At 65.0% G+C, this 17,788-nt stretch carries 15 protein-coding genes; 11 read left to right on the top strand and 4 right to left on the bottom strand.

The genetic code is table 11. The annotated features are described in order from the left end of the window. The first annotated feature begins 8 nt into the window (after positions 1-8). From RIN79_RS02340 to RIN79_RS02320, 5 genes are all read left to right on the top strand, one after another. On the top strand, positions 9-950 hold the full coding sequence (locus RIN79_RS02340; protein ID WP_309083002.1) for an FAD-dependent oxidoreductase: 942 nt from the start codon (positions 9-11) through the stop codon (positions 948-950). A 51-nt stretch (positions 951-1,001) separates the two neighbouring features. After that, a complete protein-coding gene (locus RIN79_RS02335) occupies positions 1,002-1,685 on the top strand; it encodes a GntR family transcriptional regulator (RefSeq protein ID WP_309083001.1) in 684 nt (227 codons plus the stop codon). Between the two features lie 101 nt (positions 1,686-1,786). Next, positions 1,787-2,827, top strand: a complete 1,041-nt coding sequence (locus tag RIN79_RS02330) for an extracellular solute-binding protein (RefSeq protein WP_309083000.1) — start codon at positions 1,787-1,789, stop codon at positions 2,825-2,827. Positions 2,828-2,897: 70 nt separating this feature from the next. Continuing rightward, positions 2,898-4,646, top strand: coding sequence for an iron ABC transporter permease (locus RIN79_RS02325; RefSeq protein ID WP_309082999.1), 1,749 nt, complete (start codon positions 2,898-2,900; stop codon positions 4,644-4,646). Continuing rightward, positions 4,646-5,710, top strand: coding sequence for an ABC transporter ATP-binding protein (locus tag RIN79_RS02320; protein ID WP_309082998.1), 1,065 nt, complete (start codon positions 4,646-4,648; stop codon positions 5,708-5,710). Before RIN79_RS02325 ends, RIN79_RS02320 begins: the two co-directional genes overlap by 1 nt. Before the next feature lie 10 nt (positions 5,711-5,720). Here RIN79_RS02320 and RIN79_RS02315 read toward each other — a convergent pair whose 3' ends face one another. After that, on the bottom strand, positions 5,721-6,761 hold the full coding sequence (locus RIN79_RS02315; protein WP_309082997.1) for a LacI family DNA-binding transcriptional regulator: 1,041 nt from the start codon (positions 6,759-6,761) through the stop codon (positions 5,721-5,723). A 120-nt stretch (positions 6,762-6,881) separates the two neighbouring features. Between RIN79_RS02315 and RIN79_RS02310 the strand changes: the two genes are divergently transcribed. The 5 genes from RIN79_RS02310 (at position 6,882) to RIN79_RS02290 (ending at position 13,165) form a co-directional block, all read left to right on the top strand. Beyond that, positions 6,882-9,230, top strand: a complete 2,349-nt coding sequence (locus RIN79_RS02310; RefSeq protein ID WP_309082996.1) for a family 78 glycoside hydrolase catalytic domain — start codon at positions 6,882-6,884, stop codon at positions 9,228-9,230. A gap of 66 nt (positions 9,231-9,296) precedes the next feature. Beyond that, a complete protein-coding gene (locus tag RIN79_RS02305) occupies positions 9,297-10,583 on the top strand; it encodes an extracellular solute-binding protein (RefSeq protein ID WP_309082995.1) in 1,287 nt (428 codons plus the stop codon). 90 nt (positions 10,584-10,673) lie between these two features. Further along, entirely contained in the window at positions 10,674-11,552 is an 879-nt protein-coding gene (locus RIN79_RS02300) for a sugar ABC transporter permease (protein WP_309083091.1), read from the top strand. After that, positions 11,549-12,376: a carbohydrate ABC transporter permease gene (locus RIN79_RS02295; RefSeq protein ID WP_309082994.1), complete on the top strand. Its 828-nt coding sequence runs from the start codon at positions 11,549-11,551 to the stop codon at positions 12,374-12,376. The genes RIN79_RS02300 and RIN79_RS02295 overlap by 4 nt, the downstream gene beginning before the upstream one ends. A 39-nt stretch (positions 12,377-12,415) precedes the next feature. Further along, positions 12,416-13,165 (top strand): SDR family NAD(P)-dependent oxidoreductase, encoded by a 750-nt coding sequence (locus RIN79_RS02290; RefSeq protein WP_309082993.1) that lies wholly within the window; start codon positions 12,416-12,418, stop codon positions 13,163-13,165. Between the two features lie 24 nt (positions 13,166-13,189). Here the strand turns inward: RIN79_RS02290 and RIN79_RS02285 are convergent, their stop codons facing one another. Genes RIN79_RS02285 through RIN79_RS02275 form a run of 3 tightly spaced genes read right to left on the bottom strand, consistent with a single transcriptional unit; the run spans position 13,190 to position 16,171 of the window. Beyond that, positions 13,190-13,831, bottom strand: coding sequence for a ThuA domain-containing protein (locus tag RIN79_RS02285; RefSeq protein ID WP_309082992.1), 642 nt, complete (start codon positions 13,829-13,831; stop codon positions 13,190-13,192). 17 nt (positions 13,832-13,848) lie between these two features. After that, on the bottom strand, positions 13,849-14,949 hold the full coding sequence (locus RIN79_RS02280; RefSeq protein ID WP_309082991.1) for a Gfo/Idh/MocA family oxidoreductase: 1,101 nt from the start codon (positions 14,947-14,949) through the stop codon (positions 13,849-13,851). Between the two features lie 22 nt (positions 14,950-14,971). Further along, entirely contained in the window at positions 14,972-16,171 is a 1,200-nt protein-coding gene (locus RIN79_RS02275) for an ROK family transcriptional regulator (RefSeq protein ID WP_309082990.1), read from the bottom strand. 200 nt (positions 16,172-16,371) lie between these two features. On the opposite strand from RIN79_RS02275, the gene RIN79_RS02270 reads away from it, so the two are divergent. After that, positions 16,372-17,673, top strand: a complete 1,302-nt coding sequence (locus RIN79_RS02270) for an ABC transporter substrate-binding protein (RefSeq protein ID WP_309082989.1) — start codon at positions 16,372-16,374, stop codon at positions 17,671-17,673. The last annotated feature ends 115 nt before the right edge of the window (positions 17,674-17,788 follow it).

Below are 17,788 nucleotides of genomic sequence, written 5' to 3'. Positions count from 1 at the left end.
AGAGGACGATGCGGGAGTTCGACGTAGCGGTGATCGGCGCCGGCGTTGCCGGCCTGACGGCGGCGGCGACTGCCGCGCGCCACGGCGTGCGGGTGGCCGTGATCGAGAAAATGGGAGCCGGCGGGCAGATCATGACCGTCGAGCGGATCGAGAATTTTCCAGGTGCCGCCGAACCGATCGCCGGCTTCGAGCTTGGACCTGTCATGCAGGAGCAGGCCGAGCAGGCTGGCGCCGAGTTCATCCTCGACACGGTCGAGGGGCTCGCGCTGGACGGCCCCGTGCCCGTACTGAAATGCGGCGAAGGGGAGATCGCCGCACGCAGCCTGATCATCGCCGCCGGGTCAAACCGCAGGAAACTCGGCGTTCCCGGCGAGGAGGAATTCGCGGGGAGGGGCGTTTCCCACTGCGCTTCCTGCGACGGGCCGCTCTACCGGGGTATGACCGTGGCGGTTATCGGCGGCGGCGATTCGGCTTTCGACGAGGCGCGCGTGCTCGCGGCACATGCGGGCAAGGTCCTCATCATCCACAGGGGTGAAAAGCTTCGGGCGGCAAGGCCCCTGGTGGACGCCGTGTCCGGCCTTGCCAATGTGAAGATCTGCCTCGGCACGACAGTCGAGGAAATCATCGGCGAGGACGTCGTCAGGGCGCTATCGCTGCGGGAGGGCGCATCGGGAGCGTCCCGGAGAGAGCCGGTCGATGGGGTCTTTGTCTATGTGGGCCTGGAGCCTAACATCGGATTCCTTGGCGGGCAGCTCGAGCTCTCGGAGCATGGGCGGATCGTCACCGACCGCTTCATGCAGACCTCGGCGCCGGGCATCTTCGCAGCGGGGGATATCCGGCAGGGCTCGGCCGCTCTCCTCGCAGAGGCGGCGGGCGATGGAGCCACGGCGGCCGTTGCCGCCCTCAGGCATCTCGGCGCACGGTTTGAGTCCCTCGATGCTGCGGAGTAGAGCTTGCTCGCGGGGTCGGCGGTCGATCCCGGGCAACGAAATGGAAAGCCGATGAAACAGAGCAGAGCCGCGCTCCTGCGCGACGCCATCGAGGAAGACATCGTCACCGGTGTCTACAAGCCGGGCGAACGTCTCGATGAGACCAGCCTCGCCGCCCGCTACAAGGTTTCGCGCACCCCCATCCGCGAGGCGCTGACGCAGCTCGGCGTCATGGGCGTCGTGAAAATCCAGCCGCACCGGGGCGCCTTCGTGAACCAGATCACGCTGCCCGAGATGATCGGCATGTTCGAGGTGATGGCCGAGCTTGAAGGCATGTGCGCACGCCTCGCGGCGCGCCGCATAACGGCGCGCCAGCTCGACGAGCTTGTCGCTGCGCAGGCGGATTGCCAGGCGGCGCTCGGCAAGGGCGATTCGGACGACTACTACTATGCCAACGAGCGCTTCCATCTGCTGCTCTACGCGGCGAGCGGCAACAGCTTCCTCGCGAATATGGCGACCACGCTGCACAAGCGCCTGAAGCCGTATCGCCGGCTCCAGCTGCGCGTCCCCGGGCGGCTGGAAAAGTCGGCTGCCGAACACGAGACGGTCATCCAGGCCCTCAGGGCCCGGGACGCGGCAAAGGCGGAAGACCTCATCGAGAAGCACATCCTCGTCCAGGGTGATATGTTCAGCGACTTCCTGTCGGCCATGAGTTCTTTGTCGATCGACGATGGCCGGATCGCTGCGGAGGCTTGATCCGGCCGGGAAATCTGCGCATGCAAATGCGCAAGCATTGCATACAATTCGGGAGTGCTGTATGCAATTTGCGACGGAACACAGACCTTGGGAGGAAGGAAATGTTGAGGAACGTCCTGGCAGCGGCCGCTTTGGCCATGTCTCCGTTCTGCGCCCACGCGCAGCAGGCGGAGCTTACGGATTCGGAGCGGCAGCTCTATGAGGCGGCGAAGGCCGAAGGCGAGGTGATCTGGTACACCTCGCAGTTCACCACCGAGATGTCGGAAGCTGCCTGCGGGCTCTTCATGGAGCGCTACGAGGGGATCAAATGCAGCCCCGTGCGGGCTACCGGCGGCGTGACCTTTCAGCGCGTCATGCAGGAGGTGCAGGCAGGCGCGGTGCAGGGCGACGTCTTCAGCACCAACGACCAGTCGGACCTGATCGAGCTCAAGAAGCTCAACGCGCTGGAAAAGTTCATGCCGCAGAGCGCGGAAGCCATGTCGCCGGTTCTGAAGCCGATGAACGACAGCGATGGTTACTTCTTCGTCTCGAGCGTCTCTCCCTACGGCATCGCCTACAACACCAATCTGGTTTCCGCCGAAGAGGCGCCGAAGAGCTGGGCCGACCTTAACGATCCCAAATGGAAGGACCAGATCGCCATCGCCCATCCGAGCTTCTCCGGCAGCGCCGGGCTCTGGACGCTGGCGATGAGCGACCGTTTCGGCTGGGAGTATTTCGACACGCTTGCCGAGCTCAACCCACAGATCGGCCGGTCCATCGCGGATGGCTACAATCTGATCGTCTCGGGTGAACGGAAGGTCGCCGTCACGGCGATCGCGCTGTCGCGTCAGGGCGAGGCGGAGGGGCAGCCGGTCGCAACCGTGGTGCCCGAGGAAGGCCTCATGTTGCCGCCGAGCGGTACCGCGGTTCTTGCCGGAGCCCCGCACCCGAACGCGGCCAAGCTCTTCGCGGAGTTCATGCTGAGCCAGGAATACTCGGAATGGCTCGTCAGCCTCAAGCGCTACCCGCTGCGCTCGGGCGTGCAACCGGCGGAAGGCATCGACCCGCTCGATACCGGCAAGGTCATCACCGTGCCGGCCGAAGAGGCAATGCAAGGCCTCGTGGACATCCAGGAGAAGTTCCGCGAGACCTTCGGCATCTGAACGACCTCGCAACACTGAGGGGCTGGCCCGCGCCGGCCCCTTTCTGCAGAGGATCGAGGCCGCCAAGACCATGTCATCCGTTCTGAGTTCGTCATCACATACGGAGATCGGCACCGCCGAACCCGCCGCGCGTGTCGCATGGTTCCGCCGGCTGCAGCCAAGCACGTTCCTCTGGATCGTCCTGGCGATCATCCTTGCCCTCCTGATCGTCGCGCCGGTCGGGATGCTGGTGACGAAAAGCTTCACCGATCCGGTGACGGGCGGCTTCACAGTCCAGAACTATATCGACGCGTACGGGAAGGCACGGCACGTCCAGGCGCTGGTCAATACCCTCTATATGAGTGCGGCGGTCGTGGTGCTGTCGCTGCTCTTCGGAGTCCCTCTCGCCTGGGCCTGTACGCGGACCGACATGCCGTTCCGCAACATCATCCGTCTTGGCATCTTCGGCGCCTTCGTCATGCCGCCCTATCTCGGCGGCGTCGGCTGGATCCTGCTCGCCGGCCCCAATTCCGGATGGATCAACGTGGCGTGGGAGTCGCTCACCGGGTCCCCCGAGCCGCTCGTGAACATCTTCACCTTCTCCGGCCTGGTGCTGGTGATGGCGATCAACACCTATTTCACCATCTTCATCCTGGTGAGCGCTGCCTTCGAGATGATCAACTCGGAGATGGAGGATGCGGCGAACATCCTTGGCGCCGGCCCGTTCACCACGGCCATGAAGGTGACGCTGCCGCTCGTCCTGCCTTCGATTCTGGGTAGCGCGCTGCTGACCTTCCTGATTTCAATCGCCCTTTACGGCGTGCCGGCGCTCATCTCGATCCCCGCCCGGTTTCCAGTCGTTGTCATACAGCTCACCGAGTTCTTCAGCTTCCCGCTCCGCGTCGAGGTTGCCGCCGCCTATTCGATCCCGCTGCTGCTCATCACTGCCGGATTGATGGCGTTGCAGCGGAAGATCCTCGCCCGGAAAGGCTATACCGCGGTGAGCGGAAAGGGCGGGGAGCGGCGCATCGTCAAGCTCGGCAGGTGGCGCTGGGTGGTGTTCGGCTATAGCTTTTTGGTTGTCGTCATCTCCGTCATTCTGCCGCTCCTGGTGCTCATGATGGCAGCGTTCAGCCGCTCGTGGGTCGGCGGCCTCTCCCTCGACAATCTGACGCTGCAGAATTTCCACTACGTGCTTTTCGAGCATTCGAGCTCGCAGCAGGCGCTCGTCACCAGCCTCGTCACGGGGGCGGCCGCGGCCACCGCCGCAATCCTCCTTGCGCTCGCCATTGCGTATGTCGTGCAGCGAAAACTCCTGCCCATGAGCGAGGTGCTGGGCTTCCTGGCCATGTCGCCTTTCGTCATTCCCGGCATTGTTCTTGCGATCGGCTTCTATGCCGTCTACGCGCTGCCGCCGGTCGGGCTCTACGGCACCTATCTTCTCCTGATCCTCGCCTTCACCACGCGTTTCCTGCCGATCGCCTATACGACGAGCCAGGCGGGCGTGCGCGCGATCCATCCGGAGATGGAGGAGGCCGTGCGGATCCTCGGGGGCGGCAGGCTAACGGCGATCCGCAAGGTCGTGGGCCCGCTTCTGAAGCGCACGCTGGCCAGCGGATGGCTGCTCATCTTCGTGCCGGCGGCGCAGGAGCTTTCGACGGCCGTCTTCCTGGTCGGGCCGAACACGCGCGTCGTGTCCGTGGTGCTGCTCGACATGAGCGAGGAAGGGCTGCTCGAACGCCTCTCGGCGCTCGGCAGCGTCCTGCTCCTGATCATCGTCGGGGTGATGGCCATCGGCGTCCGCTTCCTTGGGCGCGACTTCATGTTGAGGAGGACGTGATGGAAGGGCTCGTGCTGAGCGGCCTCGGCCGCAAATTCGGCGAGGTCGACGCGGTCATCGACGTCGACCTCTCGCTCAAGCCCGGAGAGTTCGTCTCCCTGCTTGGTCCGTCCGGCTGCGGCAAGACGACGACACTGCGCATGATCGCCGGCTTCATCGACCCGACCAGCGGCACGATCTCCCTCGACGGGAAGGTGCTGTCGGCGCCGAGCGGTTCGCTGCCGCCGGAAAAGCGCGGCATGTCCATGATCTTCCAGAGCTATGCAATCTGGCCGAACATGACTGTGGAGGAGAATGTCGCCTTCGGGCTCAAGCTGAGAAAGCTTCCCTCGGAGGAGATCAGGCGCCGCGTCGGGGAGATCCTGGAGGTGGTGCGGCTAGGCGCCCTTTCCGGGCGCTATCCAGCGGAGCTGTCGGGCGGCCAGCAGCAGCGCGTCGCCCTGGCGAGGGCCGTGGTCGTCCGCCCGGCCGTCCTGCTTTTGGACGAACCGCTCTCAAATCTCGACGCGAATCTGCGCGAGGAGATGCGCTTCGAGATCCGCCGCATCCATGACGAGTTCCGGATTACCTCGGTTTATGTCACGCACGACCAGGGCGAGGCCATGGTCACCTCCGACCGCATAGCGGTGATGAACCAGGGCCGGATCGAGCAGGTGGACGAACCCTACAAGCTCTATACGAAGCCCAGGACGCGGTTCGTGGCCAGCTTCATCGGCCGCACGAACTTCCTGAGCGGCCGGAAGGAAAGCAGTTCGGTCATATTCGAGGGCTTTTCCCTCCCGAGCGACATTCTCGGCCTGCCGCCATCCTCCGGAAAAGAGATATCGGTGTCCATCCGGCCGCAGTCGCTGCGGCTTTGCGGAAAGGAGCCGGACGCTCCCGACCAGGTGAAGCTCAAGGGCAGGGTGGTGGAACGGGCATTCCTGGGCGAGACCTGGGACTATGTGTTCGCAGGAGAAAACAGCCTGCGGCTGCGGGTCGTTGCGCCGCCCGCCGACGTGTTCGAGATCGGCTCGGAGGCATGGGTGCAGATGGACCCGCACCAGGTCGTACCGATCTCGTAGATACCCCGCTTTATCGCTTCTGCGAGCTGGCGCGGACCACCACCCGCGGCTTCACCATGAAATGCTGCGCCTCACCGCGCCCCTTGATGCGCTCGATCAGGAGCCGCGCGCATTGCAGGCCCAGCGTCTCCCCGGATTGGTCGACGCTGGTGAGGTCGTTCTGCGCGAGATCGCATAGAAACGTGTTGTCATAGCCGACCACCGCCAGGTCGTCCGGGATGGACAGGCCGAGTTCGGTCGCCACACTGATCACCTCCAGCGCCACGAAATCGGTCCAGCAGAACAACGCCTCCGGCCGGTTCGGACCCTCGAGCATATGCCGCGCAGTGGTCTGGATCTCGCGCAGCGTCTGGGCGGCGCGGACGACATTGATGTGCTGCTTGAGCCCGAGCCCGGCCATGGCGCGCCTGTAGCCCGTCTCGCGGCGCCCGTTCACCGTCGCCTCGACCGACCCGGCGCGGTCAAAAGCAAGGCTCAGCATGGCGATCCTGGCAAAGCTCTGTTCCGCCAGATGCCGAACCACCAGTTCTGCGCCGAGCTCGTCGTCATTGTTCACCGTGTCGAACTCCGTGGCATTCGGCTGATGCTGGCCGACGACGACAATCGGGATGCGGCGGGCGAGGTCGGCGAGGGGCGCGCCGGTAAGGTGGGGCGCCACGAGAATGAGCCCGTCCATCTGCCGGTCCATCATGGATTCGATCAGCCCCGCCTCGATGGCGCTTGTGGAATGGCTGATGCCGACAAGCGGCTGATATTGCGTGCGCTCCAGGGCGGCATTGATACCCGCCATGAGGTCGGTGAAGAACGGGTTGCGGATGTCGGAAAGGGTCACGCCGAGCGTATAGGTCTGCCCGCGCATGCCGCGCGCCGCCGCCAGGGGACGGTAGCCCAGCCGTTCCATCGAGTCGCGGACCTTTGCCCGCAGCGCATCGCTGACCCCATAGGCCTCGCGCAGGACCTTGGACACGGCGGCAACCGAAACGCCGGCGTCGCGCGCGACATCCCTGATGGTCACGCGTTGGGCTCTTCTGCCGTTTCCCGACAGGTCCAAGATGAATCCTCCTTTGCTACGCTCCCCAGCCTGACCCTGCAGTTTTCCGGTTGTCAAATGGATGGAAATGTAGAACGATACACATAGCACTCTAAGTCGCGGTCGGAGGAGGATCGGCGGATGAACGACGTCGCACGCGCCCGTTCGGAGGTCGCGGGATCGAGCCGCTGGTCGGCGCAGATGATCCGGCCGCTGGCGGACAAGGGAGTCGGCACGCCCTCCTCTTTCCTGCGCAAGGATTTTTCTCTCGATGCAGTGAGGGGCGACGAGGTGCTGAGGATCAGCGCGCTCGGCCTTTACTGCTGCTTCATCAACGGCAGGCGTGTGGGCGATGATCTGCTCACCCCGGGCTGGACGGTCTACGACAAGCGCCTCTCCTACCAGTCCTATGTGGTGGGCGACCTCCTTCTTCAGGGCGATAACCGCATCGAGATCTGGCTCGCCGACGGCTGGATGCGCTCGCAGATGATGTGGCGTGATCTCGCCATCTACAACACCTGGGGCGACAAGATCGGGGCCATTGCCGAATTGCGCGGCGAGGGCGGCGGCTCGGTCCTGCTGCGAACGGACCCCAGCTGGCAGAGCGGCGAACTGCCGGTGCGCAGATCCGGCATCTATTTCGGCGAGATCTATGATGCGCGCGTGACTCCTGAGGCGTCGGCCGGCAGCGAGACGCTCCCCTTCGACACCTCGATCCTCATCCCGCACGAGACGCGGCCGGTGCGCGAGCGCGCGGCCCTGCCGGTGGTAAAGTCCTGGGAGGACGAGGAAGGCCGCATCATCTACGACTTCGGCCAGAACAGCGCGGGCTATGTCAGCTTCAAGGTGAGGGGCGAGGCCGGAGCCCGCGTGCTCGTCGAGCATTCAGAGATCCTGGACGGCGAGGGCCGTTTCAACAACGCCAATTTCCGCACGGCAGCTGCCCGGCTCGAATACACGCTGAAAGGCGGGGCTGAGGAGTCCTACCGTCCGCTCTTCACCTTCCAGGGCTTCCGCTACGCACGCGTCACGCTTGATGGCCGGGCGGAGATCATTGAGATCGAGTCGATCCCCATCACATCCGTCGGCGAGCCCGCCGGCAGTTTCACTTCCGGCCATCCGCTGGTGAACCGCCTGGTGGAGAACACGATCTGGTCGCAGCGCGCCAATTTCATCGAGGTGCCCACGGACTGTCCGCAGCGCGACGAGCGCCTGGGCTGGACCGGCGATGCCCAGGTCTTCGCCGGCGCCGCCTGCTACCTGCACGAATGCCAAAGCTTCTTCCGCAAGTATCTGCGCGACGTCATGGCGGACCAGCGGCCGGACGGCGCCGTCCCGCATGTCTCGCCGGACCCGACGCGCCTCAATCCGGAGAATTTCCCCAACTTCGCCGGCTCGACCGGCTGGGGCGACGCGATCGCCATCATTCCCTGGCAACTCTGGCTGCACTACCGAGACCGCGCGATGCTGGAGGAGGCGCTTCCGGCCATGGTCCGCTGGGTGGACTATGTCTGGTCGATCAGCGACGGGCCGATCGTCATGCCGCCGCGCGAGCGGCACATGCGCGGCTTCACCTTCGGCGATTGGCTGCAGCCGAGCGGGCCCACGGAAAAGCCCTGGCCCACCATCGGCGACGACGCCGCCGCCACGATCTATCTCTACATCGCCTCCGAACTGACCGGCAGGATCGCCGGCATGCTTGGCGAGGCCGAGACGGCCAGGCGCATGGGAAGCATGGCTGAGGAGGTGAAGAAGGCATTCGCCAGCGAATTCGTGACGGCCACGGGCCGGCTCGTCTATGACGACCAGACCTCCTATGCGCTTGCGTTCCTGCACGACCTCATCCCCGAAGAGCATCGCGAGGCGGCGAAGCGCTATTTCAAGGCGACCATCGCGCGTGCCGAAGGGCGCGTCGGCACCGGCTTCATCGGCACGCCGGCGCTGCTTCCGGCCCTGGTCAAGATCGGCGAGCGGGAGCTTGCGGCCAGGGTGTTCCTGCAGGAGGAGGTGCCCGGCTGGCTCTATCAGGTGAAGATGGGCGCCACCACCATCTGGGAGCGCTGGGACGCCATCAAGCCGGACGGCACGATCTTCGAGCCGAAGATGAACTCCTACAATCACTATGCCTATGGCGCCGTATGCCAGTGGCTGTTCGAGGGCGTGGCCGGCTTCCGGCCCGATCCCGAGCAGCCGGGCTTCAGGCGCATCATCTTCGAGCCGGTGATCATCCCGGCGCTGTCTCCGGTCGCCGCCCATCACGACACGTTGGCGGGCCGGGTGACCGCATCCTGGGAGGTGAAGGGCGACCGGGTCACCTACTCGGTCACCGTACCGGAAGGGGCCGCGGGCACGCTGCGCCTGCCGCCCGATTATGCCGACATCCTCGTGGACGGAACCCCGCTCCGGCACGGAGGAACGGGAAGCGCCGGCCATGAGCTTGCGCCCGGAGCCCATACGATCACGTTCCGGCTGGCGCGAGGGGAGGAGTAAGGGCCGCCCGTCGGCGGAAGCTTGCGTCCCGGACGGGAGGTCCGGAAGAACAGGGAGGGAACCACGATGAGAATGAGTTTTCGGCCGCTGCTGGCCGGGATCGCCGCGGGAGTCTTCGCCGCGAGCCTTTCGGCGGCAGCCCATGCACAAACTGAGTTGACGCTGCTCACCTCCAGCTCGCCGAACAGCTTGAAGCTGGCGGAAGGGCTGGTCGAGGCCTTCGAGGCCGCCAATCCGGACATCAATATCGAGATCGAGACCCGGCCGGGCGGAGCGGAGGGCGACAATACCGTCAAGACACGGCTCGCCACCGGCTCGATGACGGACATCTTCTACTACAATTCCGGTTCGCTCTTTCAGGCCATCAACCCGCAGAACAATCTCGTCGACCTGACCGACGAGCCGTGGCAAGCCGACATCCACGAGAATTTCAAGGCGGTGGTTACCTCGGGCGGCCGCGTCTACGGCGTCCCGGCCGAGACCGCGATGGCTGGCGGCATCTTCTACAACCGCAAGATCTACGAGCAGTTGGGCCTCCAGGTCCCGAAGACCTGGGACGAATTCATGGCCAACAACGAAAAGATCAAGGCCGCGGGGACCACGCCGGTCATCCAGACCTATCGCGATACCTGGACTTCGCAGCTCCTGCTGCTTGCCGACTACTACAATGTGCAGTCGGTCGAGCCGGATTTCGCGGAGCGCTACACGAACAACCAGGCCAAATTCGCTTCCACGCCGGCCGCGATGAAGGGGTTCGAGCGCCTCGAGGCGGTCCACAAGGCCGGCTATATGAACGAGGATTTCGGCGCGGCGGGGTACCAGGACGGCTTGCGCATGCTCGTCGAAGGCGGGGGCGCGCACTACCCGATGCTGACCTTCGCCATCGGCGCGATCCGCGCCACCTATCCGGAAAAGCTCGGCGATGTCGGCTTCTTCGCCCAGCCCGGGGACGACGCGGAGAAGAACGGGCTGACCGTGTGGATGCCGGCCTCCTTCTATATCCCCGCGGCGAGCCCGAACGTGGACGCGGCCAAGAAATTCCTCGCCTTCGTGGCGAGCCCCGCCGGATGCGAAGCGAACCTCAAGGCCCTCGGCGCGACCGGGCCCTTCCTCATCAAGGGCTGCACCCTTCCCGCCGACGTGCCGCCGTCCGTCAAGGACATGCTGCCCTATTTCGAGGAGGGCGGGCGGAACGCGCCGGCGCTCGAATTCGTCTCGCCGATAAAGGGTCCCGCGCTCGAGCAGATTACGGTGGAAGTCGGCTCGGGCATTCGGCCCGCCGCCGAGGCGGCTGCCCTTTATGACGAGGACGTGCGCAAGCAGGCCCAGCAGCTCGGCCTCAAGGGCTGGTAGCGAAAAGCCGGCCAGCCCGGACGACAAGTCCGGGCGGCCGGGACGGAGGCGACGACAATGGCCGTGATCACCGGAACGGCGCCGCGCTCCATGCCTTCCGCCGCGCGGCGCAATATCCAGTCCTTCTATCCGGCATGGTTCTATCTGCCGGCGGCGATCATCTACGGCATCCTCTACCTGCTGCCGACCTTTTCCTCCGTCTATTTCAGCCTCACGCGCTGGACGCTCTTCGATTCCACCTTCATCGGACTTGAGAACTTCGCCCAGTTCTTCCGCGAGCCGTTCCTGATCAAGGGGCTGGTCAACACGGTGATCTTCGCCGTCGTGACCTCCGGTTCGAAGGTCGTGCTCGGCCTCCTGCTTGCCGTTCTCCTGACCTCGAATGTAGTGGCGCGCGGCCTCCTGCGCTCCATCGTCTTCTTTCCGGTGCTGGTGTCGACCGTGGGTGTCGGCATCACCTTCGTGGCCATGATGCATCCGACGGAGGGCGTCATCAACGAAGGGCTGGAGCTCCTCGGAATCGACGGGCCGGGATGGCTCACCAACCCGCGCCTGGCGATCTTCTCCGTCGCTATTGTCGATATCTGGAAGGGTGTGGGGCTGGCCACCGTCATCTTCATGGCCGGCATAGCGGCCATCCCGCAGGACTATTACGATGCCGCCCATGTGGACGGGACCTCTCCCTTCCAGAGCTTCCGCTACATCACCCTGCCGCTCAGCCGGCCTGCCACGGTGACGGTCATCACGCTCAGCTTCATCGGCGGCCTGCGCACCTTTGAGCTGATCTGGACCATGACGCGGGGCGGGCCGGGCTTCTCCTCCGACGTGATCGCATCGGTGATCTACAAACAGTACCAGGCAGGCTTCTATGGCCTGTCCACGGCCGGCAATGTCGTGCTCTTCATCCTCATCGCCGTACTCGCGGTGCCGCTCTCCATCTACCTCAACCGCAAGGAGGGGCATGAATGAGGGGAGCGACACGTTACGCGGTCAGCGCTGCCGCCTATCTGATCGCCACCTTTGTCTTCATCGTGCCGTTTGCATTCATCGTGCTCACCGCGGTGAAGGACCAGCGGCAGTCCTCGGTGCTCGATTTCTCGTGGCCGACGGAATTCCACGTCTGGGACAATCTCGTTGAGGTGATCACCACCCGCAACTGGATGGTGGTGACCGCCTTCATCAACTCCACCATCCTGACCGTTTCGAGCGTCGCCCTGCTGGTGGTGTTCTCGGCAATGGTCGGCTTTGTCCTGCAGCGGCGCAAATCCCCCTGGAACGGGCTGATCAACTTCCTGATCCTGGCCGGGCTGATGATGCCGCCGGCCGTAGTGCCGACCATCTGGCTCATGCAGGGGATCGGCCTCTTCGGCAAGCTCTACGGCCTCGTCCTCATCGAGGTGGCCTACCACCTTTCCTTCTGCGTGCTGCTCTACCGCGCCTTCATCGCCACGATCCCGCGGGAGCTGGACGAAGCGGCGATCATCGACGGCGCGGGTCCGCTCGGCGTCTTCTTCCGGATCGTATTGCCGCTGCTCTGGCCGGTCACCGCCACGGTCATCGTCGTGCAGTCCGTCGCCATCTTCAACGATTTCGTCAATCCGCTCTACTACCTACCCGGCAACAAGAATGCGACCATCCAGCTCACGCTCTACAATTTCCAGAGCCAGTATCAGACCGCCTACAATCTTCTCTTCATGAACATCGTGCTGATCACCATTCCCCCGCTTTTGGTCTTCCTCTTCTTCAACCGCCAGATCATCGCTGGTATGACCGCGGGTTCCGTGAAGGGCTAAAGGCCTTCTTCCAAGCAGGATCTTTCATAGGGCATGGGCATGCAGCGATTTGCGAACAAGACAGTCCTCGTGACCGGAGGCGGCAGGGATATCGGCCGGGCCTGCGCGCTGCGCTTCGCCGAGGAGGGCGCCCGCGTCGCGCTCAGCTATAACCGCGCCGAGGAAAGCGCCAGAGCCGTCGTTGCCGAGATCGAGGCGGCGGGCGGCACCGCGCGGGCGTTCCGGGCGGATCTGACGCGCAAGGCCGATGCCGACGCCCTGGTTGCGGCCGTGAAGGAGGAGTTCGGCACGATCGACGCGTTCGTGCACGTCACCGGCGGGCTGGTGGGGCGGAAGACGATACCGGAAATGGACGAGACCTTCTGGCACGAGGTGCTGGATCTCAATCTGACCTCGCTCTTCCTCGCCACCCAGGCGGTCCTGCCGATGCTTTCGCATGGCGGAGCGATCGTGACGTTCTCCTCGCAGGCAGGCAGGGACGGCGGGGGGCCCGGCGCGGTCGCCTATGCCACATCGAAGGGCGGCGTCATGACCTTCACGCGCGGCCTTGCCAAGGAACTTGGCATGCGCGCCCGGGTCAACTGCGTCTGCCCGGGCATGATCGCCACCACCTTCCACGACACTTTCACCAAACCCGAAGTGCGCGAGCGCGTGGCGGCATCGGCGCCGCTCAAGCGGGAAGGGCACTCGGAGGATGTCGCTGCGCTCGTCGCCTTCCTCGCCTCGGACGACGCCGCCTATATCACCGGCGCCTGTTTCGACATCAATGGTGGCGTGCTCTTCTCCTGATCGCGCGCCGGGTGGGGAGGGCGGTCAGCGGGCCGCCCAGTTCGCGCCGCGCCGGAAGATGGTGCGCATTTCCGGCACCGAGAATTCCGCCGCCCGATGGCCAAGCGAGGAATAGAAGACACGGCCATGCCCGTGCCTGCGCTTCCAGACCACCGGCATGACGACGCCCTCAATCCACCAGGCATGCTCCCCCGAGAAGGTGGTCGTGGCGAGCACCTCGTTGGCCGGGTCGACATGCATGTAATATTGCTCGGACGTGTAGGGAAATGAACTGATCCCCTCCATGATCGGGTCGTCCGGCTGCGTGATGTCCACCCGGTAATCGATGATGTTGCCGGGATGGGCCACCCACTGGCCTCCGACGATGAACTGGTATTCCACGCTGTCGCGGAAGGCGTCGCCCGCCCCGCCGTGATAGCCGGCAAGACCGACCCCGCTTTCGATAGCCGCCGACAGGTTCTTCACCTCCTCCTTCTCGATCTTCGACATGGTCATGATCGGGATGATCAGGCTCAGATCGTGGATCGAGGGGTCGGCGAAGGCTTCGGTGCTGTGCTCGAGATAGACGGTGAAGCCGTCCTCCTCCAGCATGCCCTTGATGATGTGGGCGCATTCCTCCGGGTCGTGCCCGCTCCATCCGCCCCAGACGATCAGCGCTTCGCGCATGAAGTTCCTCCTTTTGCTTACCTGGCGATGCGCCCGTCGACGAGCGAGGCGCGTAGCGGCTCCGGCCGCTCGACGGTGGTCGTCATGCTTACGGTCCTGCCCGTCCCGGCCGCGGTGTGGAACGCCTCCATCACCTCCAGCACATGGAGCGCCAGCGCGCCGTTGGCGCGGTGCGGCCGGCCGGAGCGGATGGCGTGCGCCATGTCCGCCACGCCCAGCGAGCGGTAATTGCCATCGTCATAAGGCTCTGTGGTGGGGACCGGTTCGAAGGTGCCGCCCTTCTTCAGAAGCTCCACCTTGCCGCCGAAATGGTTCGGGTCGGGCACGACCAGCGTGCCCTCGGTGCCGTAGATTTCGAGCGGCAGATGCGCGTGGCCGGCGACGTCGAAGCTCATGGTGATCTGCACCACGGCGCCGCATGCGAAGGCCATCACCCCCGCCACATGGGTCGGCACATGAACGGGAATGCGCTCGCCCTTGCGTGGCTCGCTGGTGATGACGCGCTCGCGCCGCAGCATGGTGGCAAATCCGGCCACCTGCTTCACGGGACCGAGCAGGTTTACGAGATCGGTGATGTAGTAGGGGCCCATGTCGAGCATCGGGCCGCCGCCCACCTCGTAGTAGAAGGCGGGGCTGGGGTGCCACCGCTCGTGGCCGGGGCACATGAAGAAGGCCGTGCCGCCCACCGCCTGTCCCAGCACGCCGGAATCCACCAATGCGCGCGCCGTCTGGTGCGAGCCGCCGAGGAAAGTGTCGGGCGCCGCGCCGATACGCAGGTTGCGGCGCTCCGCCTCCTCGGCAAGCTTTTTGCCTTCCGCGAAATTGATGCCGAGCGGCTTTTCCGAATAGGTGTGCTTGCCCGCCGCAAGCGCCATCAGCCCCACCTCCACATGCGCTTTCGGCACGGTCAGGTTGACGATGATCTCGATGGCGGGGTCGGAGAAGAGTTCGTCGATCTCCCTCGCCTTGAGCCCGAATTCGGCCGCCTTCGCTTCGGCGGCGGCGCGGTTGAGGTCGGCAAGACCCCGGATGTCCAGGATCGGGAAGGAGGCCATGGCTTTCAGATAGGCGCTGGAAATGTTCCCGCAGCCGACGATGCCGATGCCAACTTTCTCCATCCTTTCCTCCCCGTGCGTTGGTCTAAAGGGCCGGGCCCGTGGTGCTCCAGGGCGATTCATAGAGCTCACGCAATGCCACCGCCGCGGCTCCGCGCGCCCAGAATTCGTCGGCCGGGTTGTCGATCACAAGCTCGGTCACGCCGGCCAGCGAGGCAGGCACGGCCCGATGATAGGCTTCGCTTAATGCGGCGATGAAAGGCTCGCCCAAGGAGAGGGTCGAGCCGACGAGGATCACGCGCGGCGGCGCGAATAGGGTGACGATATTGGCCACCGCCGTACCCACCGCCTGGCCGGCCGCCATCACTGCGGCGACGAGGCGATCGCCCTCAGTGGCGAGCAGCGCCGGCGCATGGGCCATGCCGCGTCCCAGGCGCACGGCCTCGGCAAAGCGGGTGTTGGCGTGATCGGAGGGGATCAGCGCCCGCTCGCCGGCCTGGCTCGCCAGACGAATCGGCCCGTCGGCGCTGTTTTCCAGCACGAGGTCGCCCAGATTGTGGCTCAAGCCCCGGGCGCCTCGGAAGAGCTGCCCGCCATGCAGCACGGCAAGGCCGAGCGCCTGCTCCAGCGACACCAGCACCATGTCGTCCAGGTCGCGCGCGCGGCCGAACCAGTGATGGGCCATGGCGACGGCATTGGCATCGTTCTCGATGATGACCTCTGTGCCGAGCCGGTCCGCCAGTTCCTTGCGGAAATCGAGATCCGCCTCGCGGAAGATCGGGCTGCTGCGCACGCGCCCCGTGCGGTGCTCCACCACGCCGGGCAGGCCGACGCAGATCGAGTCGATCTCGTTCAGCGACAGGCCGGCATCGACCACGCAGCGGCGAATGCCGTCCTCCACGAGGTCGGCGATCACCGCCACCGGCTGCCTGTCCACCCGGACGGGCAGGGAGAGCGAGGAGATCACCTCGCCGCGGAAATCGGCAAGCACGAAGACGAGGCAGTTCGGCATGATCTTGGCGCCGACCACGCGCGCGGCGTCGGCGGCCAGCTCCAGCATCACGCGCGGCCGGCCGCGGGTCGCCGCATTGCGCAGGTCCCCCTCGTGGCGCGGCGAAATCAGCCCGTCATCGAGAAGGGAGGCGGTGATGGCGGACACGGTAGTCGTGGAGAGCTGCGTCCGTTCCGAGATGTCGATGCGCGCCATAGGCCCGTACCGGCGGATCGTGTCCAGCACCGCATAGCGGTTGATGGCCCGCATCAGTTCAGGATCACCGGTTTTCATTGGCTTGTCAGGGTGCGGGCCACGGCGGAGAAAATCAGGGTTGCGGAATAAATAGCCCGCCTCCAAGGGCGCATGTCAAGGGTGCGCCATGTGAAAAGCCGCGTGGAACGATTGACATCGGCGCCTGCTCGGCGAATTATTCCGCATCGGGGATTAAATCGGGTGGAGGACCCGAGCCCAGGTGAGGAGGAGGAAAATCCATGTCCAGCAACGTTGAAAGCCTATCGTTCGGCCGCGTGTCGCAGCTTGTCTGCACGACCGCGCTCGCCGTGACCATCGCCACCGCAGCAAGCGCGCAGACGGTGGTCAGCTTGATGCACCCGCAGTCCACCCCATTGGTGCTCGAAGTGTGGGACCAATTGGTGGCGGAGTACGAGGCGCAGCATTCCGGCGTCGATGTACAGCTGCAGTTCCTCGAAAACGAAGCCTTCAAGGCCAAGATGCCGACGCTGCTCCAGTCTGAGAACGCGCCGCACATCTTCTACAGCTGGGGCGGCGGCGTCTTGAAAGCACAGTCGGAGACAGGCGCGCTGATGGACCTCACCGAGGCCATGAACGCCGATGGCGGCGCCTGGAAGAATTCCTATGTCCCGGCTTCGTTCGAAAGCCTCACCTTCGACGGCCGCATCTGGGCCGTGCCCTACCAACTCGGCACCATCTCCTTCTTCTACAACAAGGAACTGCTGCAGAAAGCCGGCGTCGACGGTGAGAACATCAAGACTTGGCCCGATTTCCTCGCGGCGGTGAAGAAGCTGAAGGAGGCCGGCATCGTCCCGCTGGCGGGCGGCGGGGGCGAGAAGTGGCCGATCCACTTCTACTGGAGCCTTCTCGTCATGCGCAGCGGCGGCAAAGAGGTATTCACCCAAGCCAAGAACGGGGAGGGGGAAGGCTTCATGCATCCTGCGGTCGTCAAGGCTGGCGACCACCTGGCCGAACTCGGCACGCTCGAACCTTTCCAGGCAGGCTGGCAGGCCGCCACATGGCCGGAGACGCAAGGTGCGTTCGGCGACGGCAAGGCGGCGATGATCCTGGGCTTCCAGAACACCGAGATCGGCCAGGCAAACGCCGCCGCTGATGGCAAGGGCCTGGCCGCGGAGAATATCGGCCGCTTCCCGTTTCCCGAGGTCGAGGGGGGCCTGGGCAAGATCACCGACACGCTGGGACCGCTGAATGGCTGGGCCGTGACCCGGAACGCGCCGCCCGAGGCGCTCGACTTCCTCGCCTTCTTCACCTCGGCCGACTCGCAGCGCAAGCTGGCAGAGGCCAAGGCTATAATTCCCGTCGCCAAAGGCGCCGAGGACGGTGTGACCGATCCGCTGCTCAAGATGTCCGCGGACGAGCTTGCCGTCTCCACCTGGCACCAAAACTTCTTCGACCAGGATCTCGGACCGTCCATCGGCCGCGTCGTCAATGACGCCTCGGTGGAGATCGCGGCCGGCAATATGTCGGGCGAAGAAGGCGCGCAGATGATCCAGGACGCATTCGAGCTGGAGCAGTTCTAGAGGTCCCCGTGCCGAGGGCTCTGACCGCGTCCCCCGGCATGCGCGGCGCCGGTGAGATCCGCCTCGGCTACCGACGGCCGCGGCGCGATCGCCGCCGCGCCCGGACCTCTTGAAG

Source organism: Chelativorans sp. (assembly GCF_031180965.1).
Classification (GTDB): domain Bacteria; phylum Pseudomonadota; class Alphaproteobacteria; order Rhizobiales; family Rhizobiaceae; genus Chelativorans.
The sequence above is the reverse complement of the archived record's forward strand: the minus strand, read 5'-3'. Positions and strand labels throughout refer to the sequence as shown.

Bases quoted from the DNA above. Each gene is read 5' to 3' on its own strand.
- RIN79_RS02340 (WP_309083002.1), top strand. From the start codon at position 9: ATGCGGGAGTTCGACGTAGCGGTGATCGGCGCCGGCGTTGCCGGCCTG.
- RIN79_RS02335 (WP_309083001.1), top strand. From the start codon at position 1,002: ATGAAACAGAGCAGAGCCGCGCTCCTGCGCGACGCCATCGAGGAAGAC.
- RIN79_RS02330 (WP_309083000.1), top strand. From the start codon at position 1,787: ATGTTGAGGAACGTCCTGGCAGCGGCCGCTTTGGCCATGTCTCCGTTC.
- RIN79_RS02325 (WP_309082999.1), top strand. From the start codon at position 2,898: ATGTCATCCGTTCTGAGTTCGTCATCACATACGGAGATCGGCACCGCC.
- RIN79_RS02320 (WP_309082998.1), top strand. From the start codon at position 4,646: ATGGAAGGGCTCGTGCTGAGCGGCCTCGGCCGCAAATTCGGCGAGGTC.
- RIN79_RS02310 (WP_309082996.1), top strand. From the start codon at position 6,882: ATGAACGACGTCGCACGCGCCCGTTCGGAGGTCGCGGGATCGAGCCGC.
- RIN79_RS02305 (WP_309082995.1), top strand. From the start codon at position 9,297: ATGAGAATGAGTTTTCGGCCGCTGCTGGCCGGGATCGCCGCGGGAGTC.
- RIN79_RS02300 (WP_309083091.1), top strand. From the start codon at position 10,674: ATGCCTTCCGCCGCGCGGCGCAATATCCAGTCCTTCTATCCGGCATGG.
- RIN79_RS02295 (WP_309082994.1), top strand. From the start codon at position 11,549: ATGAGGGGAGCGACACGTTACGCGGTCAGCGCTGCCGCCTATCTGATC.
- RIN79_RS02290 (WP_309082993.1), top strand. From the start codon at position 12,416: ATGCAGCGATTTGCGAACAAGACAGTCCTCGTGACCGGAGGCGGCAGG.
- RIN79_RS02285 (WP_309082992.1), bottom strand. From the start codon at position 13,831: ATGCGCGAAGCGCTGATCGTCTGGGGCGGATGGAGCGGGCACGACCCG.
- RIN79_RS02280 (WP_309082991.1), bottom strand. From the start codon at position 14,949: ATGGAGAAAGTTGGCATCGGCATCGTCGGCTGCGGGAACATTTCCAGC.
- RIN79_RS02275 (WP_309082990.1), bottom strand. From the start codon at position 16,171: ATGAAAACCGGTGATCCTGAACTGATGCGGGCCATCAACCGCTATGCG.
- RIN79_RS02270 (WP_309082989.1), top strand. From the start codon at position 16,372: ATGTCCAGCAACGTTGAAAGCCTATCGTTCGGCCGCGTGTCGCAGCTT.